Source organism: bacterium (Candidatus Blackallbacteria) CG13_big_fil_rev_8_21_14_2_50_49_14, assembly GCA_002783405.1.
Lineage (GTDB): Bacteria > Cyanobacteriota > Sericytochromatia > UBA7694 > UBA7694.
In genome coordinates this window covers 1-23638 of record PFGG01000031.1, presented here as the reverse complement: position 1 = coordinate 23638, position 23638 = coordinate 1, and the positions used below count along the sequence as shown (strand labels likewise).

The following is a 23638-nucleotide window of genomic DNA, read 5'->3' as shown; positions in this document are numbered from 1 at the left end:
ATATTTTTGAAATGAAAACAGAATGGAATTATACAGAATTAGCAGAGGCCTATTTGCAACGTCCTGACTATGCCAAAGACGCTGTTGATGCCATGCTGGATTTTATGCAAATTCCCGACAATGCAAGGGTTTGCGATGTCGGGGCGGGTGTTGCGCATTTGACCAAACTTTTGGCCCAGCGCGGTTATTTTGTGGATGCCGTTGAGCCGAATGATCGGATGCGTGAATTGGGAACAATGCAAACGAAGAGCTTTGAAAAGGTCAATTGGTATGAGGGAACGGGTGAAAACACAGGTCGAACTTCAACTGCCTATGATTTGGTAAGCTTTGGCTCCTCGTTTAATGTGACGGATCGTCTTTTGACCCTGGCAGAAACCCGTCGAATTTTAAAACCAGGGGGGTGGTTTGCCTGTATGTGGAATCACCGCGATCTAGAAGACCCCATTCAAAAAGGGATTGAAAAGATTATTTCAGAAGCTATTCCTGGTTATGATTACGGGACTCGCCGCGAGAACCAGCGTGATTTTCTTGAACAAAGTGGTTATTTTGAGCAGGTTTTTGAGGGGGAGGGGCGTATTGTGCATCAGCAGAGTCTTCATGATTGTCTAACCGCCTGGCGTTCTCACGCAACTCTGCAAAGACAGGCCAAAGAGAATTTTGAACAGGTCATTGCCGCGATTGAAAATTATTTAAAATCTCAGGTTGAAACCACTCTTGAAATACCCTATATCACCCGCATTTGGTATGGCCAAATCATGGTGTGATATTCGCTTGCCTTGGGTGTGTTTCAGGTGCTTTTTCTGTGCGAGAAAGTTGGTTTTTTATGCGGATCAGCAAGCGTTTTAGCGGCTGATTTTACGAAGCTTGTATAATTGATAGTATTCAATTCTTTGCTGGCATTTTGTTTCAACCAAATCCTTGGTTTGGTTCTTTGGCATGAGAATTCAGAAATAGTTAAATAATTCTCAAGGTAGGCTGTTTTCATGAAACAGGGTGATTTTTCAGAACTGGCTCAAGCGTATAGGCATCGTACGGGCTATTCTTTGAGAGTGCTTAAATCATTGGCTGCTTATGTGGGGGCCTGGAGAGAAGATTTCCAAGTGGCCGATATTGGTGCAGGTACAGGTAAATTAACAGAGAACTTATTGGAATTAGGGTTTCGGATCCATGCTGTAGAACCCAACCAGGCGATGCGTTCTGAGGGGATTTCTCAGGTCAATCATTCCCATGTGATTTGGAGTGAAGGGTCTGCTGAAATGACGGGTTTACCTGATAATTATGCGGATTGGATTTTGATGGCTTCTTCTTTTCATTGGACGGATTACCCCAAAACTTTGGCAGAATTTTCACGCATCTTAAAGCCCGGTGGATATTTTACGGCTTTGTGGAATCCGCGCAATTTAGAGGCAAATGAATTGCATCAGCGCATTGAGGCCAAAATTTATGAAATTGCACCAGAAATTCAGCGAGTTTCCTCAGGCTCAAGTCGTTTTACTGAAGATTTGGATGCGAAACTTTTGAGTACGGGTCATTTTACCGATTTGATTTTTATGCAGGCACCTCATGAAGTTCAAATGACGCCAGAGCGGTATTTAGGGGCTTGGCGATCTGTAAATGATATTCAGGCCCAGGCCGGCCCTGAGCGATTTAAACTCATATTGGCAGCAATTGAGAAAGAGATTGAACATTTAGATGAAGTGATTGTGCCTTACCAAACCCGCGCTTGGACAGTTAGATCCAGGAAAAAATGTGCTTGATATGGTGACGATTTTAGACTCAACAAAGGCCGAGTCTTTAGCTGCACTTCATGGAAAGCTTCATTCCGCACAGGTTTTGCCTCAGGTTTTGTTTGATATGCGAACCTGGGAAACAGAACCCTCAGTTGTTTTAGCTCGTATTTCTGCGGTGTTTGAATCCGATACCTGTCTGATTGTGCGCAGCAGTGCTCTGGATGAAGATGCTGCGGGAAGATCTTTGGCAGGGCATTACTGCTCTGTTTTGAATGTGAAGGGCGATCAGGCTTTGAGCGCTGCGATTGATCGGGTTTGTGCAAGTTATCAGGGCCGCTCCGGACAGGATCAGATTTTTGTGCAGCCCATGCTGCAGGAGATTGCTTTCAGTGGGGTCGCTTTCAGTTCTGAACCCAGTACGGGGGCTCCCTGTCTGGTTTTTAATTACCATGACTGCAGTACCGATACAACAGCTGTTACCGCAGGCCAATCCAATGATTTGCATACCTGGCATTATTATTTGCATGAAAATCCAGTTGAACCAGAAGTGCGTTTTGCAGGGCTTGTCGCTTTGGTTAGAGAACTGCAGGCAATCTTTCCCCAAACGGCGCTTGATCTGGAAGTTGCCTATACCCATGCGGGTCAATGGGTGCTCTTTCAGGTGCGCTCGTTGAAAATTTCTGCGCAGTTTGCCCCTGAGCGTCAGTTTCGGGGAATGCAACAGGTGGCTCAATTTCTTAAGCCCATGCAATCTCCCCATCCCTTTCTCTATGGCCAAAGAACGGTTTACGGGGTGATGCCCGATTGGAATCCCGCTGAGATTATCGGGATTCGCCCCCGTCCTTTGGCGCGGACACTTTATCAGGAACTGATTACAGACAGTATCTGGGCCTATCAGCGCGATAATTATGGTTATCGCAACCTGCGCAGTTTTCCTTTGATGGTCAGTTTGGGGGGATGCCCCTATATTGATGTTCGGGTGAGCTTTAACTCCTTTATTCCTGCTGATTTACCCTCGGAATTGGCTGAAAAACTGGTAAATGACTCGATTCAACGTTTGCTAGAAAGCCCAGATTTTCATGACAAGGTGGAGTTTGAGATTCTGTTCTCTTGCTATACTTTGGATTTGCCTGCCCGTTTAAAGCTTCTGCAAAACCGTGGTTTTTCTCAGCTTGAATGCGATCTGCTGGCTGAAAGTCTGCGTCAGCTTACCAATCGGATCCTGCACCAGGAAACAGGGCTGTGGAAAAAAGACATTGCCCGTCTAAAGATTCTTGAAACAAGGCGGAAAGAACTGCTGGCTTCGGATTTGGGGGGGCTGGATCGGATTTATTGGCTGCTCGAAGATTGTAAGCGTTACGGTACCTTGCCCTTTGCCGGATTGGCACGTGCGGGTTTTATCGCCGTGCAAATGTTGAACTCGTTGGTGCAAACGGGTGTGCTCAGTTTGAATGAACGGGCCTGTTATATGCAGAGTTTGGATACGGTCAGCAGCCGAATTCAGCGGGATTATTACCGTCTCAGTCGGCCTGCTTTTTTGGAGATCTATGGACATTTGCGGCCAGGTACTTACGATATTCTGTCTGAGCGCTATGACCGGGCTCCTGAACGTTATTTTGGAACGCCTGTAGAACCCCAAGCTTCACCGGTCTTCAGTTTAAGCCTGGAGCAACTGAAGCAAATCCGTCAGCTTTTGCAAAGCCATGGTCTGGAATTGGATGTTCTTGAGCTTTTTGATTTTATCAAGGCTGCGATTGAAGGGCGTGAATACGCGAAATTTTTGTTTACACGCAATCTCAGTGATGTGCTGGAAGCCATTGCAGGGTTGGGGGGCGAATATGGCTTGAGCAGAGAGGATTGCTCATTTTTAGACATTCAAGCGCTGCTTCGCAGGGTGGGCAGCAGCTACGATCTTGATTGGGCCTTAAAAACGCTGGTTGAGGCGGGCCGGCAGCAAGATCTATTGACCCGTTCACTGGTCTTGCCTCCTCTGATTACCCGTCCGGAAGATATCTGGCAGTTTGAATATTTGCCAGGTGAGCCCAATTTTGTGACCCTGAAGCGCGCCAAAGGCCCTGTGCGTTTTGCCGATGCTTCTCCCGAATCTCTGGGAGGGGCAATTCTCTTAATTCCCAGTGCTGATCCTGGTTATGACTGGATCTTTGGCTATGGCATTGCAGGTTTGATTACGCTCTATGGGGGTGTGAACTCACATATGGCGATTCGGGCTGGTGAAATGGGGATACCTGCTGTCATTGGCGCAGGGGAGGTGCTTTACCAGCAATGGCAAAAGGCCCGTGAATTGGAATTGGACTGTGCCTCTCGGCAGGTGATGGTGCTGGCATGAAATGGCTGGCGGTAACGCAGCGGGTGGAAGTGCATGCTGAGATTCAGGAGCGCCGTGATGCCCTGGATCAGCGTTGGTCAGCGTTTTTATATCAGGCCGGTTTTTTGCCTTTGCTTTTGCCTAATCAATTGGAGCTTGCCATGGAAATGCTCACGACACACCCCGTTCAGGGCTTGCTTTTGACGGGCGGCAATAGCTTACAGCGTTATGGAGGCGATGCGCCTGAACGCGATGCGCTTGAATTTGCGCTTTTGCAAAAGGCCGAGGAAAAGCGTTTGCCTGTTTTGGGTGTTTGCCGTGGCATGCAGGTGATGCAGGCTGCATTGGGGGTTGAATTGGTGCCACTGAGTGGACATGTTCAGGCTGAACAGGAAGTCTGCTTTCGCGGCGAATGGATTCAGGTCAATTCCTATCACCAGTGGGGAACCTCTTCTGACAGCGGGCCCTGCGAGAGCCTTGCCCATTCTCACGATGGGGTGATCAAAGCGCTGCGCCATCATGAACTGCCCTGGTGGGGCATCATGTGGCATCCCGAAAGGCTTTCGCCTTTCAGGGCCGGTGATTTGCAATTTTTTCAAGAGGTATTTTCAAGATGCGCGCAATAATTCTGGCGGCAGGCCGGGGCAGCCGTTTGGGCGCTATGACCGAAGCTTTGCCCAAGGGCTTGGTGGAATTAGGGGGGAAACCTCTTTTGAGCTGGCAGATCGCCGCTCTGCGGGAAGGAGGCTGTGAGCAGATCGGCATTGTCAAAGGCTACCGTTCTGAATGTCTGGATTTGCCTGAAACCACAGGCTTTTTCAATCCGCGTTGGCAAACGACTCAAATGGTGAAGTCTCTGGTGTGTGCGGCTGATTGGCTGCGGGAAGCCCCCTGTTTGATCAGTTATGCGGATATTCTGACCACCTCGGTGTGTATTCAGCGCTTGATTCAAGCGCCAGGAGCGTTGGTGATCTCTTCGAATACCCAGTGGCGCAGGCTTTGGGAAGCCCGATTCGCAGATCCTTTGGCGGATGCTGAAACCTTTCGCAGCAATGGCGCTGGTTGCTTGACTGAAATTGGCCAAAGAGCCACGGCCCTCGAGCAGATTGAAGGGCAGTATATGGGGCTTTTGAAAATAACCCCCCTTGCTTGGGGCTGGATTGAAGCGGCACTTGAGGCCCTCTCACAGGAAGCTGCCGATCGCTTGGATATGACCTCTCTTCTGCAATTGCTTTTGCGGCGGCAGCATGAAATTTCGGTTTTGCCCGTGGCTGAACCCTGGTTGGAATTGGATACCCCTGAGGATCTGCGTTTGTATCAAGATTGGCTGGTGCGGGGAGAACTGGCTTTGCCTTTGGGGGTTCACTGAGCTTTTTCAGCCCAGATCTGCTCTTGTTTCAGGGCGCTTGAACCTGCGGCAGGGGCTTGGGCCCTGTGGTAAGATAGTACCTGAATTTTGAGTGATAGAACTGTGGAGGCCCCCATGAAAATCCTTGCCGTTTATGGCAGCACGCACCAGGAAAGCAATTCCAGGCGTATTTTGGAAATAATTGCAGATTCTGCCCGGGCGGCCGGAGCGGAAGTGGATGAATTGGATTTATTGGCCACTCCCCTGCCACTCTTTCGCACCGATGAAACCTATGAGCATGACGCAATTGTCAGCCAGGTTCGTCAGGTCTGTCAATCGGCGGATGCTTTTATTTTGGTTTCACCTGAATACCATGGCTGTATGACCGGTTGGATGAAAAATTTCTTTGATTTTCATTACCATGAATTTGCGGGCAAGGTCTTTGCTCTGGCGGCTTCGACCGGGGGCAGTTTGGGGGTGAGTTGTATTACCCAGATGCGCGTGGCCGTGCAGCATTGTCACGGCTGGGCTCTGCCCTATCAGGCTGCGGCCCGTGAGGCTGATTTTGGCGCTGATGGTAGCCTTCAAAATACAAGCGTTGTAGAGCGTCTGCAAAGAATGGGACGCGATACGGTAGTCTATGGACAGATCTTGCGCCAGCAATTCAACGAAGATCGTGAAGTGGCCCGTCAAAACCCTGACAAATCAATTGAGCAGGGCTTTGCGGGGTGGTATTTGAAAGCGTCCTGTTAAGCGAAGCCATTGTGTGGCGTTTTTCCTGGCTAAAATCCCATCCTTGGGTTTGTTTCTGTGCCCTGCTTTGTTTGTGTCTGCATCTGGCGCTGACCCTGCTGCTGATTCCCTTGGCCCGTCAACTCGAAAGCCTGTTTCAGGGCGTGAATCTTTCCCGTTTTATGGCCCTCTTGGGTTTGATTTTAGGCGTCTATGCGGCCAAGGGATTTTTCTATTGGATACAGACCCTGCTCTGGGGCTGGTTGGCCTATGTTCATACCCATCAATGCCGTCTGCGGATTTATCAACAGCTATTGCGGCAGCCGCTTTGGAAGTGGCAGTCCTGGCAAACGGGGGATTTGCTCTCACGCCTCAGCAGTGATTTGCAACAGATGGAAGGGGCCCGTCAGCAGCAACTTGCACATTTTTTTCCCAACCTGATTCTGAGCTTGGCCCTGCTGGGCAGCCTGTTGTGGATGAATGTGGGGCTGACCCTGCTGACCCTGCTGCTTTTGCCCTTGGGATCGCGCACCCTGGTTTTAACGGGGAGGCCCCTCAACTTTTGGGCGCGTCAGCAGATGCAAGGGCGGGGAGCCTTGCACCAGGAATTGAGTGAAACCTTTCAGGCTTTGCCCAGTTTGTGGCCCTTGCGTATCCATACCTGGCTGGAGAGCCGTGTGGAAGCACTTCAGCAAACTATTTTGGCCTCACAAATACGTCAATTGGCCTGGCAGGCAATCCAAGGCCCTCTTTTAACGCTGATCCAGGTTTTGGCGATCGGCCTGGTTTTGATTGCGGGTATCTGGCAAGTGGAGCAGAAATGGGTAACCGGCGGGGATTTATTGGCCTTTGGCACTGCTTTGGCTTTGGGTGTAGATCCGGTTCTGGCCTTGGTTCAGGCCTGGGGCGTGGTGCATGCGGCGCAACCCGCCCAGGAGCGGATTCAGGAGCTTGAAGCGTTCATTCCAGAGGATATGAAAGAAACAGAACAGGCTCCAGTTGGGAAAATCCAAACAGTGGACTTGGGCTTTGCCTATCCAGAACAACCCCCCCTTTTCAATGCGCTTACTCTGGTTTTGGAGCCAGGCTCCTGGGCCGCTCTGGCAGGGCCTTCGGGCTGTGGGAAATCTTCCCTGCTTGCGATTCTGGCTGGGCAATTAGCGGCCACTCAGGGCAAAGTTCAGACTTTGCCTGAGGCTTTGCGGGTGGTCTTGGTGCCTCAGAAAGCAGGTTTTTTTAACCGCAGTCTGCGCGAAAATATCTGCCTGGGCCGCGAGATCAGTGAGGCAGAATGGCAGCGTCTGCTTCAAGTCTGTCAGTTGGAGACGGTTCTGGCTGCTTTGCCAGAGGGGGCCGAAAGTTTGATGGGCAATCAGGGCAGTTTTTTTTCGGGGGGAGAACGCCAGCGTGTGGCTTTGGCGCGCGCGCTTTTGGCCCAGCCTGCTGTTCTGCTTTTGGACGAAGCCACCTCTGAGTTGGATCTGCAGACGGAGGCCCTGATCTTTGCGGCTTTGCGGGCTGAATATCCAGACATGAGCTGTTTGCTGGTCAGCCATCGCCCAGAAACCCTGGCTGCTTTGCCCCAGGTTTTCGTGTTTGAACGTGGTACAATCAGGACACACTCTTCACCTGTACAGGCCCATGAATTTCAATTGCCCTGATACTTCAATTTTGTTTGAGAGCCCGGATCCTGAAATCCGGAGACGCTTGCTCTTGCGTTTGTCAGAGCAGGGCAGCCCGGATGCCATTCCTGTTTTGGTGGCCTATCTGAAACAGGAAAGCAACGCTGAATTAAGAGAGCTGGCCGCACAGCTACTCAAAGCGCTTTCTGCTCCAGAAAAACTGAAATCACGCCGTGATCCTTACGGCATTTTCAGAATTTGAGAGGGTGAGCGCTATGGCCGCAAATGCCCAGGCCCACAGAATCTTGCGCCAGGCGCTGAAACTTCAGCGGCGCGGGGAAGTGGCCCGCGCCCAGAAACTTTTTCGACGCGTCACCCGCCTGAATCCCCGTGCTTATCAGGCCTTTTTTCAATTGGGCTTGCAGGCTGAAAAACAAGAAAATTCAGATTTGGCTGCGAAATACTACCGCCAGGCGATGGTCTCCAATCGCCGCTATTCACCGGCTTATTTAAAACTGGGTGCTTATTACGAAGACCACAATGATTTTTACCGTTCGTTTATGGCCTATGGAGAATATCTGCTCAGAACCCCGCAGCCTGAAACCGGGGATGCCTATCTGCGTTTTGCACGTATGCTCAGCCGCATGGACCAGGATGAACTTGCGATTTCTTTTTACCTCAAAGCCTTGGAGATTGAACCCACTGAACCCCTTACCTATTTTTTACTGGCTGAAAGTTTGCAATCCAAAGGCGATATGGACAGCGCACTGGCGTGTTTTATGGCTTTGGGCAAAATCCATGCCCCCAGTTTGCCTTTGATCTCGTTTTTTATGGGCTACCTGTTGGAGCGCAATGGCGAATATGAGTCTGCCCTGCGTTGTTATAACGAAGCCATGGGAGCGACAGGGGGAGCGGTGCTGTGGAAATTAAAACGGGATCTGGCCTATCCCTATGTGATGGCCTCCCGCCAGCAGATAGAGCAGTTTCAAGTCAAAATTCAGCAGGCTTTGACGGATTTTGAACAGGGTTTACGCAAGCGCACCCTTAAATTTCACGAAAAAAACCATCAATATTTCAGCATGATTCAATCCAATATTGTGCATATTGCCTATCATCACTACAACCCCCTGCCGATTCGGCGCCAGTTTGCCGCGCTTTTGCCCGTGCTTTTGCCCGAAACTCAGTTAGCGCCCTGGGAGCCACGTCCCCATACCCGCAAATGGATTCATTTGGGTCTGATTTGTTCCAGCAAAAGTGTGAATTTGGCGTTTGCCTATGCGGGTGCGCTTTTCAATGAAATGGATCCCGAACGCTATAAAATTACGGTCTTTTGCAATTCTCCCAAGGTCAGTCAGATTTTCAATCCTCAGAACCGCTATCGTTTCAGCCATCCCAATGCCAGCTACCAGGTCATTTCCAAGGATTTTCAGGAAGCAGCCCGCCAGATTCGCGAAGAAGAACTCGATTTGCTGATGTTCACTGAACCCAATTGGGATTATTTTCAGTATTCACTGGCTTCTTTGCGTTTGGCACGGGCCCAGGCCACCTCCTGGATGAATCCGGGCACCAGTGGTTTGCCTGAAATGGATTATTTTTTTTCAAGTGAGCTGATTGAACGCCCGGATGCTGAAGCGGATTACTCTGAAACACTTGTTCGTTTTAAAACCCTGCCTTCGCATCTTCCGCTTTATCCTTTTCCTGAGCAGTCAGTCAGCCGTGCTGATTTTGGGCTTGCAGAGGTCGAGCACCTTTACGCCTGCCCGCAGAATCTGCTCAAATTTCACCCTGATTTTGATCCCGTGGTCAAAGAAATTCTGCTCAGAGATCCCAAAGGGCACTTGGTTTTGGTGGCGACCTCCACCCAGGAGCATCTCTGTCAACTCTTGCTCAAACGCTTTCAGCGTACGATTCCTGAGGTCATGGAGCGGATTTGGGTTCTGCCGGAAATGCCCGTTGAAGACTATCTGGGACTTTTGCGCGTGACCGATGTGGTGCTTGACCCACTCTATTATGGGGGCGGTACGACCACCTACCAGGCCATGGCCTATGGCATTCCGATTGTGACTTTACCGACTGAGCGCATGGTCGGTCGCATTACGGCTGCACTCTATCAAAAAATGCAACTGATGGATACTGTCGCGCATGATCTGGAAGACTATATTCAAAAGGCGATTCTTTATGCCAGCCAGCCTGAACTGCGCAAAACGATTATTGAAGGTACCTTGGCCCGTAGCATTCTTTTTGAAGATCGGGAAATCGTTAAAGAATTTTCAGATTTTATGGAGGCACTGGTCGCAGGAGACGTGCCCCCAGGTATTTCAAAGCCTGAATAAGCGGGTTTGGGTCATGGATATCCTACTGGCAGGGATGGTACCATATTAAAAAATAGAATGAGTTTGGGCTCAATCAGATTTCTGCCTCGAAAGGGATGCATTATGGACGATATCGATCAATTGCTGGCTGATCTGGGTGCTGAAAATACCCCTGAAGCATTAGAGTTGCCTGCCGCCACTTCTGATGGGAAACATGCGCGTGAACAACGTTTTGATGCTTTGCTGTTTCTTCTAAAAAGTGAAAAGCCTGAAGTGCGGCAACAGGCTGTTGAGTTTTTGGCAGAAATGCGTGACCTTCAGGCTGTAGAACCCTTGATGGCTGCTTTACAGGATCCTGATCCTGAGGTGCGTCATCAGGTCGTAGTCGCTTTGGCCGACTTGGGCGATCAGCGGGCGGTGCCTGCACTCAAGCAAATTTTAACCGATTCCAATACGCTTTTGCGGGCCTCGGTGGTTGAAGCCTTGGGGAAATTGGGCGATGAACAGATTTTTGCTGATTTGAAACAGATTCTCGCCGAAGACAGTTCTTATCTGGTACGGGCGACAGCGGCTGAGGTTTTGGGCGGATTTCCTTCTGCCGAATGTTTGGAAATTTTGACAGCGGCTTTAAATGATTCGGATCGCTGGGTGCGCACCCAGGTGGCAGAGAGCTTGTGCTTGATAGACCCAGAAACCCGTCTCTGGCCGCTTTTACAGGAATTGAACCACAACGATATGGAAGTGCGTTTGAGTGCGGTGGAGCGTCTGGGTCGTTTGGGGGATACCCGTGCGATTCCTTTTTTGGAGCATATTCTCTATGAAGAACTTTCTGCCATTCGCGAGGCCGTCATCGCTGCTTTGGGCCGTTTTCGTGATTCCCGCGCCACCGATATTCTGATTCGGGCAGCTTTACAGCCCGATGGCGAAAGCATGCGTGAAAATATCCTTCAATCCTTGCAATCCCAGGGAGAGGAAATCCTGCTTCCGGCCCTGACGCGGGCCTTAAATTCAGCAGATATTGATACCCGTCAAAATGCGATTGAAATGTTGCGACAGCTAAAATGTCCCCAGGTGATCGACGCTTTAAAAACGGCCTTGGGCAATCGGGATGAATGGCTGCGCATGGTGGCGACGATAGCCTTGGGGGAACGTGAGCCGGAATTGACCCAGGCTTTGATTATTCCCATGTTATCGGACGCCAGTGAACGGGTGGTTCAGGCTGCGGCTGAGGCTTTGTCGCGTCAGAGAGGGTCGGCGGCTGAAGAGGCGCTCTTGGGGGCCTTGAAATCTGATTTGCGTTGGGTTCGTCAGGTTGCAGCCCAGGCTTTGGCTGTTTTTTCTTCGGGTGAAGTCTGTGCGGGTTTGGTGGGCGTGGCCTCTGATGCTGAGCCGGAAGTGCGCGAGGCTGCGATACGGGCCTTGGGGCAATCCTGCCATGGTTCAGACAAAATCGCGCCTGTTTTGATTGCCGCTTTGGCAGATGAAGAGGCTTGGGTGCGGCAGGTGGCTGCCGAGGCTCTCAGCGATCGCCAGGAGCCTGAAGCTTTAGAGGCCTTGATTCATACGCTTGAATCGGATGAGGATTTTATTGTACGCACCTTTGCTGCTCAAGCCTTGGGGCATTTAAAGGGCGAGGCTGCTTTTCAAGCCCTTTTAAAGGCTTTGGAAGATGCTTCTTCGGGGGTGCGTCAACGCGCTGCGATTACCTTGGGTTTGTTTAAAGATGCCCGCGCTTTGCCAGCTCTGATCAAAGCACTTTGCGATACCGATGCCAAGGTCGTACAGGCGGGGGCTGAAGCCTTGGGCTTTTTAGCTTTGCCCGAAGCCGTTGCAGCTTTGCTTGAAGCCTTGAAACATTCCGAGCCTTGGGTGCGTTGTTCGGTGGTTCAGAGTTTGGGCCAGATTCATCATCAGGATGCCTTGCATGCGCTGATTGCGGCCTTGGATGATGCCGATAACTGGGTCAGAAATGCTGCTGCTGAAGCTTTGGGGGCATTGAAGAGCCCTGAGTTGATTGCGCCGCTGACCCGTGTGCTGCAAAAAAATGAAGATTTTCTGATGCGGGCTTTTGCGGCTTCTGCCCTGGGGAAACAAGGCAAACTTGAAGACCTAGAGCCCCTGCTTCAAGCGCTTGAAGATGGCCATGTTCTGGTCCGTGAAGAGGCTGTAAAGGCTTTGGCTGAGTTAAAAGACAGCCGAGCACTCTCCCCTTTGGAAGCGCTTTTGAAGGCTCCTCAGTTGGAGCCGGTTTTAAAGTCTTCTGTTCAGGCCGCTCTGGCCAAGATTCGGAGTTGAGGCGTGCTGCTTAAGCGTTTCTTGTTCTGTTCTGTTCTTTGGCTACTGTTGATTTCAGGCGTTCAGGCTCGCTCGGTTTATCAGATCAATCTGGAACTGAATACCAATACCGCATCTTTACAGGGTGAAGAAACCCTGCAGTTTACCAATGAAAGCAAAGAGCCTCTGAAAGAACTTTTTTTTCGTCTGGATGCCAACAGCCAGGCGAAAATGCAGGTGAGAGAGGTTTTGAGTGCCGATAAACTCGTCCTGCCAGGCCATGCCTACCGTTATAACTATTTGGGACGGGAAATTGAAGACACTTTACTGTATCAGGTTTTTCTGTCTCAGCCTCTGGAGCCGGGCCAGGAATTGAAGTTGACTTTGCGTTTTGTTTTGGAGCGCTTGCCCCAGGTGGATCGTTCCTATTATTTGGTAGATGATCCCAACCGTTTGGGTTTGGGCAGTTGGTATCCCCGTCTGGTCAGTTACCAGAATGGGCAATGGCAGCCAGAAGCTTCAGAATTGAGCGATTACAGTGTAAGTGTTCGGATTCTGGACAAGCTTTTTGCGATTTCGCCACTGGCACCTGTCAGTCTTTCCAGTGCTGACCATACCTACCGTTACAGTGGAGAGCGCCAAAGTGGGCTGGATTTGATCTTTACCCCTGATTTGCTGCTGCGCACCGCGGATGTGGATGATATGCAACTGCGCTATTATTACCCCGGTAAGCTGCAAAAATGGAGCACCGAAGCGCTTCAGATTACAGAAGAAGTCCTGCGTTTCTTTAAACAGCGTTATGGGGTGTTTCCCTCCAAGCGTTTGACGATTGTCGCTGCAGAAGACAGCAAATACCCTGTGATTGCTTCTCAACAATTGATTGTTCTGCGCAATTCTTTTGCCGAAGGCAAAAATGAGGCCCGCTCTCGCCAACAGCTGACTGAATGGCTGGTTTATGGCATTGCGCAGCAGTATTGGGGGCAACGTGTCAGGCAGAATCAGCTGGTCGTGCCCTGGATGACCCAAGGTCTGGCGCTGTATACCGGTCAGGTCTATATGCAACAGAAACGTAAAAATTATCTCTTGGGCGATCAGGTCACCGAAAGCTATCTGCGCTCCGCCCGGCAGGGTTGGAATACCTCTTTGCAGACTCCCCGTCTGATTCTTGACCGTTTGCCCTTGGACAGTTTTGCAGCCCTTTCCCAGGGCAAGGGCTATACCATTTTTCGCATGCTGGATGTGCTCTTGGGCAAAAAAGTGCTGGAAAATCTCGAAGTACAATTGCAGAAACGCTATTTGCAAAAAGAACTGACCGTTGCAGATTTTCAGGTTGAACTTGAAAAAATTGCAGGCAAGGATTTGCAGTGGTTCTTTTTGCAATGGGTGCAGGAAAGCCATGTCATTGACTATGGCATTCAATCCTTGCAGGTTTCAGAGCATGAGGGCAAATACAAGGTGACAGTGACCGTTCAGCGTTTGGGCGAGGCAATTATGCCCGTCTCGATTGCCTTGGTTTTGAAAAGCGGTGAGGTGGTTTTTCATCTTTGGGATGGGGTCAACCGTTCTGAACGTCTGAGTTTTGAGGTCGGCGCAGAAGTCAAAGAAGTGCGTTTGGATCCTTCCAGCGTGACCCCTGACGTGGATCGCAGCAACAACCGGTTTCAAAATCAGAATTGAGAACCAAACTCCGCTTGGAGCCTTTCGAGAATATGCTTTGACAGCTCCTCAGGTGTGCTCTGGGCGTTTATATGCCAGTGGGCCTGACGGTAAAAGGGTTCCCGTTGAAGGGCCAGGTCTTCAAAGGCTTTGCGGTTGCGGCTGCGAATCATGGGGTGGGAAAGGCTTTTGAGCCGTTCCCAAATCTGATCGGTGGGGCATTGCAGCCAGATCGTCAGGCAGTGTGCTTTTAAGGCTTCCATGGCTTGGGCTTGGCAGGGCATGCCGCCGCCCGTACTGATAATACAGGCCGGCAGTGCATGCAATTGGCTGAGCCAGGCCCTTTCCCAAGCCCTGAACAGGGGTTCTTCTCCCTGGGCGAAGACTTCAGCAATTTGCCGCCCACTTTCCTTTTCAAAACAGGTATCGCTGTCAATCAATGGCAGAGCCAGGGCTCTTGACAGAAGCTGGCCCAGGGTGGATTTTCCACTGCCAGGCAGACCGATCAAGGCAAGGCGCAATATTTTGGAGGGTTCTGGGGCTGGCATGGTTTTCTTTTCTTGGGAATCTTATTGGCTGCCATTATACCCCAGAGTCTTTCAGGCCGGCGAGCTTCTGCCTGAGCCGGAGCTTGAAAGGATACCTTGTTTGGAGCTGAACATGTTAATTTGAAGAAAAGAAACCTGTGGTGAGGTAAACCATGACAGACCCTTTTAAAGACAAGGCCCAGGATTGGGATGCGCGAGAGACCGTCAGGCATTTGTCTCAAGGCATCGGCAGTGCCTTGCTCGCAAATCTGAGCTGGCGCGAAGATATGCACGTAATGGATTTTGGCGCAGGTACCGGGCTGCTCAGTGGGCATATCGCCCCCCGCGTCAAAAAAGTGTATGCGGTAGATACCTCGGCGGCCATGCTAGAACAATTGGTGGCCAAACCTGAACTTCAGGGCAAGGTTGAAGCGCTGTGCCAGAATATTTTAGAATTGCCGCTTGTGCAAAAATTTGATGCGATTATCAGCGCGATGGCATTGCACCATGTGGAGGATACCGATCAGCTGTTTCAAGCGTTTGCAGATCATCTCAAACCCGGTGCGAAAATCGGTTTGGCAGATCTCGACCTGGAAGATGGCTCCTTTCATGGCGGGCCGGTCGAAGGTGTTTTTCATACGGGGTTTGAGCGTGAAAAGATCGAAGCCCTTTTGCAAAAACATGGATTCGCAGAGATTCGCTTTTTAACCGCACATACCGTGCTGAAAAATGAGAGAGAATACCCGATATTTTTGGTAACTGCTTCTAAACCCTAAACCTGGGGAATTTGCATGGTGACACAGTGCACGGCCCCGCCGCTGACGATCCACGTGTCAGAGGGAATCCATTTGACCTGATAACCCGCTGCCTGATAGGCTTGGCTGACCGCCTGCTCGTAGCCTTGCAGCAGCGCATTGTCTGGATAGGCCTGGTTGTTGGGCAGACTGCGGTATTGGGGAATCAAGGCATGGTTATTGACGATCAGGGCATTGGTATAACTGCGAAAAAGTGAAGCCCCCTGGTATTCCTGAAGCGGCAGGGGCATGGGAATTCTGACAACCTTTAATTGGGCATTGCTGGCCAGGGCCTGTTGGTAGAGGCTTTCTGGAACCACTTGCCCGTTACTGTCTTTGCCGCTGGCCTGCATCTCGAGAAAGGCCTGAATGTCTTTGAGTTGGGCCTGGTATTCAGCGGGGGCGAGCTGAATGCTTTGATCGCTGAGCTGCCCGATCAGCAGCGTGTTTTGATTTAAAAACTTGGCCCACATATCGATATGTCCGGTGCTTTCCGTTGGCAGTGCAGGTACGAAATGTGTGGTTTGTTGGATTTGAGATTTAAACTCGGCTTTGATATCTTCTTCTGTATTCAGGGTTCTGCCATTGCGAAAACTCTGGCCGAGGTTGCGATCAATCACCGATTGAGATGAAAAGCAATCCTGTTCGGTACACATCAAATTGCCCCCTTCCAGTGCCAAAGACAATTGGCTGGTAAAGACCGTTTTTTCAGTCAGAGGCCCCAAGGGGGAATTCAGAATGCGCGAGAGCAAAGCCGGAACCCGATCATCGCTGCGGCGATCAGGATAATAAAAACTGTTCATGAGTTTATAATCCAGTTTGGGCCCTGTATAGGCCGCTGTCGGCAAAGTGGTTAGGGGGCCATAGTCACGGCTCCAGATACTGTCTGTGGCCACAGGCAATTGGTAAATTTGTGCAGCCAGGGGCAAGCCCAGGGGAGACAGGGTGCTTTGTATAATCTGCTTGGTTTGGTTATAGAGGGTTTGGTCTGTTCCCAGCATCCAGACATGGGCATTGGCCTGAATCAAGGCTTGAACCAAAGGCCGGCCACTCATATCTGCCATTAACCGGTCTGAAATCATCACGGCTTGTGTCGGTTTGTATTCTGGCGGCAGGATAAATTGATCCTGATTGGGCAAGTTAAAAGCTTGGGGTCTACAGTTTGCTCTTCCGGGCGGGCAGTGCAAACGCCCCTGAGGAGGGCGGATCGGGCGTGATTGGGTGCTTAAGGGCGGGTTGGAATTTGAATTTTGCAAAGGAGCCAAGGGAATCTGACAGGCGACCAAGAGGCTCAGGGCGCTTAAACCCATCAAAAAGCGTTTGGTTTGGGAGGTGAAATAAGCGTTTGCCACGTGGGGCATCCTTTCAAGAAATTGAATTGATGTTTAGCATACCAGAGCAGATCACCGTTTTTTTGAGTAATTCTGGACTGTTTATAGCTTAATCTTTTTCTTGCCTGTTTGGCAAGATTTTTGAATTCAGTTCTTGAGACCCTGTTTTGTTCACAAATTGCGCTTTTTTGTCATAAATTCATAGATTTGTCATGGAGGTGAAAAACAATTCTTGATGCAGATCAAGTCTGCCCTTGATACAGAGCAGAGATCAGCAGGTGCTTCCACGATACGCTATAGTAGTAAAACAGGAGACTTGTATCAATGAGCCTTTCTCCCGACCCTGCAGTGGTCATGAGTTCTACTATTTGCAAGCATTGCTCGCTTCCGATTCCTGGAGATCTCCAGGCCAAGGGCGAGGAATTTTGCTGTAATGGCTGTGAGCAAGTTTATTCTATTTTACAGAGTGCGGGTTTAGGCGATTATTATCATATTCGTGCAGGATCGGTCAGTATTCGGACCCCCCAGGCGGCTCCTGCCGCTCTTAGCAATTATGCCTATCTGGATGATCCTGCTTTTACCCAGCCCGAACGCAATCGCGACGGCAGCAAGAGCCTTGAATTTTACCTTGAAGGCGTGCATTGCGCGGCCTGTGTCTGGTTGATTGAAAAACTACCAGAACTCATGCCCGGTGTGATTTCTTCCCGTTTGAACCTGAGCAATGCGATCGCGACCCTGACGCTTCCTCCCGAAGGAAAATTTGCGCCTGTCGCGGCAGCGATTGAACGCTTTGGCTATAAGCCCTATGCGGTGAAGAATCACCGTGAAGCAGAAAATCTGCGCCAGCGTGAAAATCAACGGATTTTAATGCGGATTGGCGTGGCGGCTTTTTCGACTGGCAATCTGATGATTTTGGCGGTGGCACTCTATTCTGGCTTAGAAGGCTATCTGGCCGCATTTTTCTCCTGGTTGGCACTTTTGCTGGTCATTCCAGCCTTGACCTACAGTGCCTGGCCTTTTTACAAAGAGGCCTGGCACAGGCTGAGAAGCCGCCAGCTTTCGATTGATGTACCGATTGCTTTTTCGCTTTTGGTAGGGTTTGCCGCAGGCACTTGGCAAACGATTCAACATCAGGGGGAAACCTATTTTGACTCCCTTTCGATGCTGGTGTTTTTGCTGCTTTTGAGCCGTTATGCTCTGAGCCGCGCACAACAGCGGGTAGGAGCCAATAACCAACTGCTTTCTTTTTATGAACATAATGTTGTTGAGGTCTGGTCTGAAACGGCCCAGGCCTTTACTTCTGTTCCGGTTTCCCGTTTGGAAAATGGGGCCCGTATTCGGGTTCAAGCCGGTGAACGTCTGCCTGCGGATGGCGTGATTCTGGAAGGTGAGTCAGCGATAGATATGTCGCTCCTGACGGGGGAGACCTATCCCCAGCCTGTGCAAGCTGGCAGCCGGGTATATGCGGGTACCCGCAATGAAACCACAGCGTTTGTCATGGATGCCACGGCCACAGGCGATGAGACCAAAATGGCCACGCTTTTGCGCAAAACCCAGGCCAATCTGGTCAACCGTACCCGGATTGTTGCCATGACGGATTTACTTTCACGTCGTTTTGTCCTGCTGGTGCTCTTTGCTTCTGTTGGGCTTTTTCTCTGGCGGGGGCTAAATCCAGAAAGTTTTACCCGTGCGCTTTCGCTGATTATTATTTCCTGCCCCTGTGCCTTGGCTTTGGCGACTCCCCTGGTGATGAGCCTTTCAATTCAACGGGCGTTTGCACGGGGTTACCTGATTAAAAATGCGCATACGCTTGAAGAATTGCAGGATGTGAAAACCCTGATTTTTGACAAAACCGGAACCCTCACCGAAGGGCGTTTTCAAGTGCTTCAAGCCGAAGCGCTCAGCCCGGAAGCTGAAGATGCTCTGCGGGCCCTTGAGATTCACTCAACCCATCCTGTGGCCCTGGCGCTGGTTCGCCATTTTGCCAGTGAACGCCCCCTGCCCGAAGTTGAACAGGCAGAAGTTTTGAATACCGGCGGTGTTCAAGGCCGAATTGCAGGGCATTTGTGGCAAGTGCTGCCTTCTCTCAACCAAGAGAGTGAATTGGCCGGTGGGCAACCTGTGACCCAGTTGGAATTGCGCTGTGAGGATACCTTGCAGGGGCGTATCTGGCTGGGAGATCGCATTCGCGAAGGTACGCATCAAACCTTGGCCCGTCTGCGCCAAATGGGCTATGAACTGGTTTTGCTATCAGGAGACCAGGCCGCTCCCTGTCAGCGCGTGGCTGAAAATTTGGGGATTGAAAAGGTTTTTTCACGGGTTACGCCGGAACAAAAAGAAACCATTCTCAAGGGCTTTGAAGCCCCTGTCATGATTGGCGATGGTGTGAATGATATTATGGCGCTCTCTTCGGCTCGGATCGGTATTTCGGTTCAGGGAGGGGTTGAAGAAAACCTTCAGACCGCCGACGTGCATTTGACGGAAACCGGCATCAGTCAGATTCCCAGCCTGATTCTGCATTCTCAAAAAACGCTGAGTTTGATTAAACTTTGCCTGAGCTTCTCATTGGTCTATAACCTGGCCAGCATCAGTGCGGCTGTGATGGGATGGGTCACCCCTCTCTTTGCGGCCGTACTGATGCCGATCAGTTCTCTGACGGTGGTGGCTTTGGCCGTGATCGGAGGAAGAAAACTGTGAATATTTTGATTTTAACTGTGCCCATGGCGATTCTGGTTTCGGCCGGATTTGCCGCAGCCTTTCTCTGGGCTGTGAAAAATGGACAGTTTGAAGATTTAGAAACACCCTCTCATCGTGTTCTTTACGATGAAAAATAGAATTAATCATAGAAAGGTATGGACAAGCCTACAACCATGAAATCGCAAGATGCAACACCTGCGTCAGACGTGCTTGAAGTGGATTCAACCGGACAGGTTGAAAGCTTTGAGTATGATGACAAGGTCGTCAAATTATTCGTTGTTGCAACGATGGTCTGGGCGTTTGTGGCATTTCTGCTTGGGGTGACGATTGCTTTTCAGCTCGCCGATTGGCGTCTGAATTTTAATCTGCCCTGGCTGACCTATGGCCGCCTGCGTCCGCTGCATACCAATGCAGCCATTTTTGCTTTTGCCGGCAATGCTATTTTTGCCGGAATTTATCACTCGACACAGAGGTTATGTAAAACGCGCCTCTTCTCTGATTTGCTCAGCCGGGCCCATTTCTGGGGCTGGCAGCTGATCATTGTTTCAGCCGCGATTACGCTGCCTTTGGGAATTACCATGGGCAAAGAATATGCCGAACTGGAATGGCCGATCGATATCGCCATTACCGTGGTTTGGGTGATCTTTGCCGTGAATTTCTTCGGCACCCTTTGGAAACGTCGCGAGCGCCATATGTATGTGGCGCTTTGGTTTTATATTGCCACGATCGTAACCGTGGCCGTTCTGCATATTGTCAACTCACTTGAATTTCCCGTCAGTTTCCTGAAAAGCTATCCGCTTTTCGCTGGGGTACAGGATGGTCTGATTCAGTGGTGGTATGGCCACAATGCGGTGGCCTTTTTCCTGACCACACCCTTCCTGGGATTGATGTATTACTATATCCCCAAAGCTGTGGGCCGTCCGGTTTACAGCTACCGTCTCTCGATTGTTCACTTTTGGGCTTTGGTCTTTATTTATATCTGGGCCGGCCCTCACCATCTGCTCAATACCGCTTTGCCTGAATGGTCTCAGACCGTGGGCATGGTTTTCAGCTTGATGCTTTGGGCGCCGAGCTGGGGTGGGATGATCAACGGTCTGCTCACCCTGCGTGGGGCCTGGGATCGTCTGCGTACCGACCCGATTCTCAAGTTCCTGGTCGCAGGCGTGACCTTCTACGGGATGTCAACCTTTGAAGGGCCTTTGCTCTCGATCAAGGCTGTAAACTCCCTGAGCCACTATACCGACTGGACCATCGGCCACGTGCATGGCGGTACTTTGGGTTGGAATGGTCTCTTGACCTTTGGCATGCTCTACTATCTGGTTCCCAAACTTTGGAATACCAAGCTTTACAGCGTGAAATTGGCAAATGCTCACTTCTGGACAGGGGTTACCGCCACTGGGATTTATATGATCTCAATGTGGACTGCCGGGATTACCCAAGGTCTGATGTGGCGTGCCATCAATGCTGAAGGCAAACTGACCTATCCTGACTTTATTGAAACCGTTACCCGGATTGTGCCCCTCTATTGGGTGCGTGGTCTGTCAGGGGTGATGTTCTTGATCGGCTATTGTCTGCTGATCTACAACCTGGTCAAAACCATTCAGGGCGGTCAGAAAGATTATGTTGTAACCGATAAGGCTGAGAAACTGCCAAGTTTCAACAAAATCAATGCCCGTCTGGTGGGCACCAAACCCCACCGTCTGCTTGAAGGTTTGCCCTATGTCTTTACTGCGCTGACGATTATTGCGATTTTAGTCGGTTCAATCATTGAAATTGTCCCGGCCATGGTGGTTCAGGAATTTGTTCCTGTCAAAACCGCTGCGCGGGTCTATTCTCCTTTGGAACTGACCGGCCGTGATCTGTATGTGCGTGAAGGCTGTTATGTCTGCCACTCTCAGCAGATTCGCCCGATGGTGGCAGAAACCCTGCGTTATGGGAAACCCAGCACTGTGGCTGAATCCATGTACGATCGTCCCTTCCAATGGGGTTCGCGTCGTGCGGGCCCTGATTTGGCGCGTGTTGGTGGTAAATATCCCAACAGCTGGCATTACCGCCATATGCTGAATCCCCGTGATATCGTACCCCAATCGATCATGCCCAATTATGGTTGGTTGGCTACGGGCAAAGCTGATTTCGGCAGCGTTCAAGCCAAATTGGCGGTCATGAAGAAATTGGGTGTGCCCTACAGCGATGATCAGGTCAAGGATGCCCGTGAAAATGCTGAAAAAGAAGCCGCTCAAATTGCTGCTGTGCTTGAAAAAGAAGTGGGTGTAAAAGCCGATGAGATCAAAGACAAAGAGATCGTCGCCTTGATTGCCTATCTCCAACGTTTGGGCAAAACCGGTGAAGTGGAGGTTGCATCAGCCAAATGAAATCAGAAGTATTGGCTTATTTCAATATGCCGGATCTGACGAATGTTGGATTGATCATCTTTTTCACTGTGTTTATCAGCATGCTGATCTGGGTTTTTCAGCCTTGGCGGAAACCTGTGTATCAGCATATGTCTGAACTTCCCTTACAGGAGGATACCTAAATGAGTCACGAACCTAAAATGGCAAGGGATCACTTGACCAATGACCCCCTGCTCGACCATGATTATGATGGTATTAAAGAACTCGACAACCCCCTGCCAGGGTGGTGGTTGGGTACCTTTTATATCGCCATTGTCTTTGCCGCTTTTTACTTTACCTGGCACCATATCATTGGCGATGGGCACCTTGTGCAGAAAGCCTATGAGAAACAGTGGGCAGAGATGCAGGCGGCTGAACTGGCCAAGTCTGCAGCCCAAATGGCTTCTCTCAGCGATGATACCCTGCTCAAGGGAGCCAAAGACAGCGCTGTGGTAGCCGCTGGTAAAGACAAGTTCACCAGCACCTGTTCCAGTTGCCATGGCCCGGATGGGGGCGGTCTGATTGGCCCCAACCTGACCGATGTCTATTGGATCAATGGGGATGGAAAACCCTTGAGTATTCTCAAGGTGATTAAAGAAGGGGTGACCGCCAAAGGGATGCCTGCCTGGGGGCCCGTGCTTTCTCAGCAGGATATTTCCAATGTCACTTCTTATATCGTTTCGATTCAAGGCAGCAAGCCTGCCAATCCAAAAGCTCCTCAGGGAGAGAAGTATTAGGTCATGAAGATAGAAGAACTTCCTCAAGACAGACTGGCAACGACGGATGAGTCGGGGCATCGGGTCTATCTGTATCCTGCCGATGTGGAGGGCAAATACCACAAGCGCCGCTTGCTGGTGCATGCCATCTTGGTCGCTGTTTTTCTGCTCCTTCCCTGGATTCAGATCAATGGTTACCAATCCATTCTGTTGGATATTACCCATCGCCGTTTCGTGATTTTCGGATTGGCGTTTTGGGCCCATGATGCGCCTTTGCTGGTCTTTGTTTTTGGTGGGGTTCTGATCGGAATATCTTTGTTGACTGCGATCAAGGGGCGCCTCTGGTGTGGCTGGGGTTGCCCGGAAACGGTCTTTGTTGAGTTTGTCTATCGCAAAATAGAGCGCTTGATCGAAGGCAATTCCGTGCAACGCCGCCGTTTGGCCGAGGCTCCCCTGTCCTTCAATAAATTGCGGCTCAAGGCGACAAAATGGTTTGCCTTTTTGATTGTCACCTTGATCATTACCCACAGCTTTCTGGCCTATTTTATTGGCACCGAAGAGCTGGGGCATTGGATGACCCGCTCTCCAGCGGAGCATCCCACGGCGTTTACCGTGATGGCTTTTACCACTGTTGTTTTGCTCTTTTCTTTTGGCTGGTTCCGCGAACAGTTTTGCATTATCATGTGCCCCTATGGGCGTTTTCAATCTGTCTTGATGGATGAAAATTCTCTGGCCGTGATTTATGATGAAAAACGCGGCGAACCCCGCCGTGGAGCCGATGTTCCCAAAGAAGAACAGGGCGATTGCATCAGTTGTAACCGTTGCGTTCAGGTCTGCCCCACGGGGGTGGATATCCGCCGGGGCGTGCAATTGGAATGTGTGGCTTGTACTGCCTGTATTGATGCCTGTGATGAAGTCATGTTGCGTCAACACAAGGATCCTGGCTTGATCAGCTATACCACGCTGAATGAGTTGGATGGCAAGCCCGCACGTCATATTCGTACCCGCGTGATTCTTCTCTCTGTGGCCTTGCTGGGGATTCTCAGCGGCCTGACCTGGGTTTTGGTCAGCCGTGACCCTGTGAAAACCACGATTTTCAATGCCAAAAATGTGCCTTTTACGGTCTTGGATCCCAATCAGCCGGATCCCAATGTGGCCAATCAGTTCTTTTTGGTTTCTTCAA

General features: G+C 50.5%; 21 protein-coding genes. 18 read left to right on the top strand and 3 right to left on the bottom strand.

All coding sequences use genetic code 11. The annotated features are described in order from the left end of the window. Positions 1 to 11: 11 nt before the first annotated feature. Complete coding sequence (locus tag COW20_06475; GenBank protein PIW49276.1) at positions 12 to 764, top strand: methyltransferase; 753 nt, start codon at positions 12 to 14, stop codon at positions 762 to 764. Positions 765 to 787: 23 nt separating this feature from the next. Here the strand turns inward: COW20_06475 and COW20_06470 are convergent, their stop codons facing one another. Beyond that, entirely contained in the window at positions 788 to 985 is a 198-nt protein-coding gene (locus COW20_06470) for a hypothetical protein (GenBank protein ID PIW49275.1), read from the bottom strand. Here COW20_06470 and COW20_06465 point away from each other — a divergent pair. The 10 genes from COW20_06465 (at position 984) to COW20_06420 (ending at position 14021) form a co-directional block, all read left to right on the top strand. Continuing rightward, positions 984 to 1757 carry an SAM-dependent methyltransferase gene (locus COW20_06465; protein ID PIW49274.1) on the top strand — a complete coding sequence of 258 codons (774 nt, stop codon included), beginning with the start codon at positions 984 to 986 and terminating at the stop codon, positions 1755 to 1757. The genes COW20_06470 and COW20_06465 overlap by 2 nt on opposite strands. Before the next feature lie 4 nt (positions 1758 to 1761). Then, the gene (locus COW20_06460; GenBank protein ID PIW49291.1) at positions 1762 to 4077 is read left to right on the top strand and encodes a phosphoenolpyruvate synthase; all 2316 of its coding nucleotides are present in this window, start codon (positions 1762 to 1764) and stop codon (positions 4075 to 4077) included. Beyond that, positions 4074 to 4682 carry a hypothetical protein gene (locus COW20_06455; GenBank protein ID PIW49273.1) on the top strand — a complete coding sequence of 203 codons (609 nt, stop codon included), beginning with the start codon at positions 4074 to 4076 and terminating at the stop codon, positions 4680 to 4682. The genes COW20_06460 and COW20_06455 overlap by 4 nt, the downstream gene beginning before the upstream one ends. Then, on the top strand, positions 4670 to 5425 hold the full coding sequence (locus tag COW20_06450) for a nucleotidyl transferase (GenBank protein ID PIW49272.1): 756 nt from the start codon (positions 4670 to 4672) through the stop codon (positions 5423 to 5425). Before COW20_06455 ends, COW20_06450 begins: the two co-directional genes overlap by 13 nt. A gap of 114 nt (positions 5426 to 5539) precedes the next feature. After that, the gene (locus tag COW20_06445; protein ID PIW49271.1) at positions 5540 to 6157 is read left to right on the top strand and encodes a hypothetical protein; all 618 of its coding nucleotides are present in this window, start codon (positions 5540 to 5542) and stop codon (positions 6155 to 6157) included. Beyond that, positions 6133 to 7797: a hypothetical protein gene (locus COW20_06440; GenBank protein ID PIW49270.1), complete on the top strand. Its 1665-nt coding sequence runs from the start codon at positions 6133 to 6135 to the stop codon at positions 7795 to 7797. The genes COW20_06445 and COW20_06440 overlap by 25 nt, the downstream gene beginning before the upstream one ends. Then, positions 7778 to 8020, top strand: a complete 243-nt coding sequence (locus COW20_06435) for a hypothetical protein (protein ID PIW49269.1) — start codon at positions 7778 to 7780, stop codon at positions 8018 to 8020. The genes COW20_06440 and COW20_06435 overlap by 20 nt, the downstream gene beginning before the upstream one ends. Positions 8021 to 8033: 13 nt before the next feature. After that, entirely contained in the window at positions 8034 to 10091 is a 2058-nt protein-coding gene (locus COW20_06430; GenBank protein PIW49268.1) for a hypothetical protein, read from the top strand. 57 nt (positions 10092 to 10148) lie between these two features. Further along, positions 10149 to 12365, top strand: coding sequence for a hypothetical protein (locus tag COW20_06425; GenBank protein PIW49267.1), 2217 nt, complete (start codon positions 10149 to 10151; stop codon positions 12363 to 12365). Positions 12366 to 12368: 3 nt separating this feature from the next. Further along, complete coding sequence (locus COW20_06420; GenBank protein PIW49266.1) at positions 12369 to 14021, top strand: hypothetical protein; 1653 nt, start codon at positions 12369 to 12371, stop codon at positions 14019 to 14021. Here COW20_06420 and COW20_06415 read toward each other — a convergent pair. Further along, positions 14012 to 14548 carry a hypothetical protein gene (locus tag COW20_06415; GenBank protein PIW49265.1) on the bottom strand — a complete coding sequence of 179 codons (537 nt, stop codon included), beginning with the start codon at positions 14546 to 14548 and terminating at the stop codon, positions 14012 to 14014. The two genes, COW20_06420 and COW20_06415, sit on opposite strands and share 10 nt — an antisense overlap. Before the next feature lie 152 nt (positions 14549 to 14700). On the opposite strand from COW20_06415, the gene COW20_06410 reads away from it, so the two are divergent. Further along, entirely contained in the window at positions 14701 to 15303 is a 603-nt protein-coding gene (locus tag COW20_06410; protein PIW49264.1) for a class I SAM-dependent methyltransferase, read from the top strand. Here the strand turns inward: COW20_06410 and COW20_06405 are convergent. Further along, a complete protein-coding gene (locus tag COW20_06405) occupies positions 15300 to 16682 on the bottom strand; it encodes a hypothetical protein (GenBank protein ID PIW49263.1) in 1383 nt (460 codons plus the stop codon). The two genes, COW20_06410 and COW20_06405, sit on opposite strands and share 4 nt — an antisense overlap. A gap of 294 nt (positions 16683 to 16976) precedes the next feature. Here COW20_06405 and COW20_06400 point away from each other — a divergent pair, with 294 nt between their 5' ends. The 6 genes from COW20_06400 to ccoG all read left to right on the top strand — a co-directional run. Continuing rightward, positions 16977 to 19349, top strand: coding sequence for a hypothetical protein (locus COW20_06400; GenBank protein ID PIW49262.1), 2373 nt, complete (start codon positions 16977 to 16979; stop codon positions 19347 to 19349). Then, on the top strand, positions 19346 to 19486 hold the full coding sequence (ccoS, locus tag COW20_06395; GenBank protein PIW49261.1) for a cbb3-type cytochrome oxidase assembly protein CcoS: 141 nt from the start codon (positions 19346 to 19348) through the stop codon (positions 19484 to 19486). Before COW20_06400 ends, ccoS begins: the two co-directional genes overlap by 4 nt. Before the next feature lie 78 nt (positions 19487 to 19564). After that, positions 19565 to 21721 (top strand): cytochrome C oxidase Cbb3, encoded by a 2157-nt coding sequence (locus COW20_06390; protein PIW49290.1) that lies wholly within the window; start codon positions 19565 to 19567, stop codon positions 21719 to 21721. Then, the gene (locus COW20_06385) at positions 21718 to 21882 is read left to right on the top strand and encodes a CcoQ/FixQ family Cbb3-type cytochrome c oxidase assembly chaperone (protein PIW49260.1); all 165 of its coding nucleotides are present in this window, start codon (positions 21718 to 21720) and stop codon (positions 21880 to 21882) included. Before COW20_06390 ends, COW20_06385 begins: the two co-directional genes overlap by 4 nt. A gap of 33 nt (positions 21883 to 21915) precedes the next feature. Further along, positions 21916 to 22476 (top strand): cytochrome oxidase subunit III, encoded by a 561-nt coding sequence (locus COW20_06380; GenBank protein ID PIW49289.1) that lies wholly within the window; start codon positions 21916 to 21918, stop codon positions 22474 to 22476. A 3-nt stretch (positions 22477 to 22479) separates the two neighbouring features. After that, on the top strand, positions 22480 to 23638 hold a 1159-nt coding region (gene ccoG, locus COW20_06375), incomplete at its 3' end, for a cytochrome c oxidase accessory protein CcoG (protein PIW49259.1).

Bases quoted from the DNA above. Each gene is read 5' to 3' on its own strand.
- COW20_06475 (PIW49276.1), top strand. From the start codon at position 12: ATGAAAACAGAATGGAATTATACAGAATTAGCAGAGGCCTATTTGCAA.
- COW20_06465 (PIW49274.1), top strand. From the start codon at position 984: ATGAAACAGGGTGATTTTTCAGAACTGGCTCAAGCGTATAGGCATCGT.
- COW20_06470 (PIW49275.1), bottom strand. From the start codon at position 985: ATGAAAACAGCCTACCTTGAGAATTATTTAACTATTTCTGAATTCTCA.
- COW20_06455 (PIW49273.1), top strand. From the start codon at position 4,074: ATGAAATGGCTGGCGGTAACGCAGCGGGTGGAAGTGCATGCTGAGATT.
- COW20_06450 (PIW49272.1), top strand. From the start codon at position 4,670: ATGCGCGCAATAATTCTGGCGGCAGGCCGGGGCAGCCGTTTGGGCGCT.
- COW20_06445 (PIW49271.1), top strand. From the start codon at position 5,540: ATGAAAATCCTTGCCGTTTATGGCAGCACGCACCAGGAAAGCAATTCC.
- COW20_06435 (PIW49269.1), top strand. From the start codon at position 7,778: ATGAATTTCAATTGCCCTGATACTTCAATTTTGTTTGAGAGCCCGGAT.
- COW20_06430 (PIW49268.1), top strand. From the start codon at position 8,034: ATGGCCGCAAATGCCCAGGCCCACAGAATCTTGCGCCAGGCGCTGAAA.
- COW20_06425 (PIW49267.1), top strand. From the start codon at position 10,149: ATGAGTTTGGGCTCAATCAGATTTCTGCCTCGAAAGGGATGCATTATG.
- COW20_06415 (PIW49265.1), bottom strand. From the start codon at position 14,548: ATGCCAGCCCCAGAACCCTCCAAAATATTGCGCCTTGCCTTGATCGGT.
- COW20_06410 (PIW49264.1), top strand. From the start codon at position 14,701: ATGACAGACCCTTTTAAAGACAAGGCCCAGGATTGGGATGCGCGAGAG.
- COW20_06405 (PIW49263.1), bottom strand. From the start codon at position 16,682: ATGCCCCACGTGGCAAACGCTTATTTCACCTCCCAAACCAAACGCTTT.
- COW20_06400 (PIW49262.1), top strand. From the start codon at position 16,977: ATGAGCCTTTCTCCCGACCCTGCAGTGGTCATGAGTTCTACTATTTGC.
- COW20_06385 (PIW49260.1), top strand. From the start codon at position 21,718: ATGAAATCAGAAGTATTGGCTTATTTCAATATGCCGGATCTGACGAAT.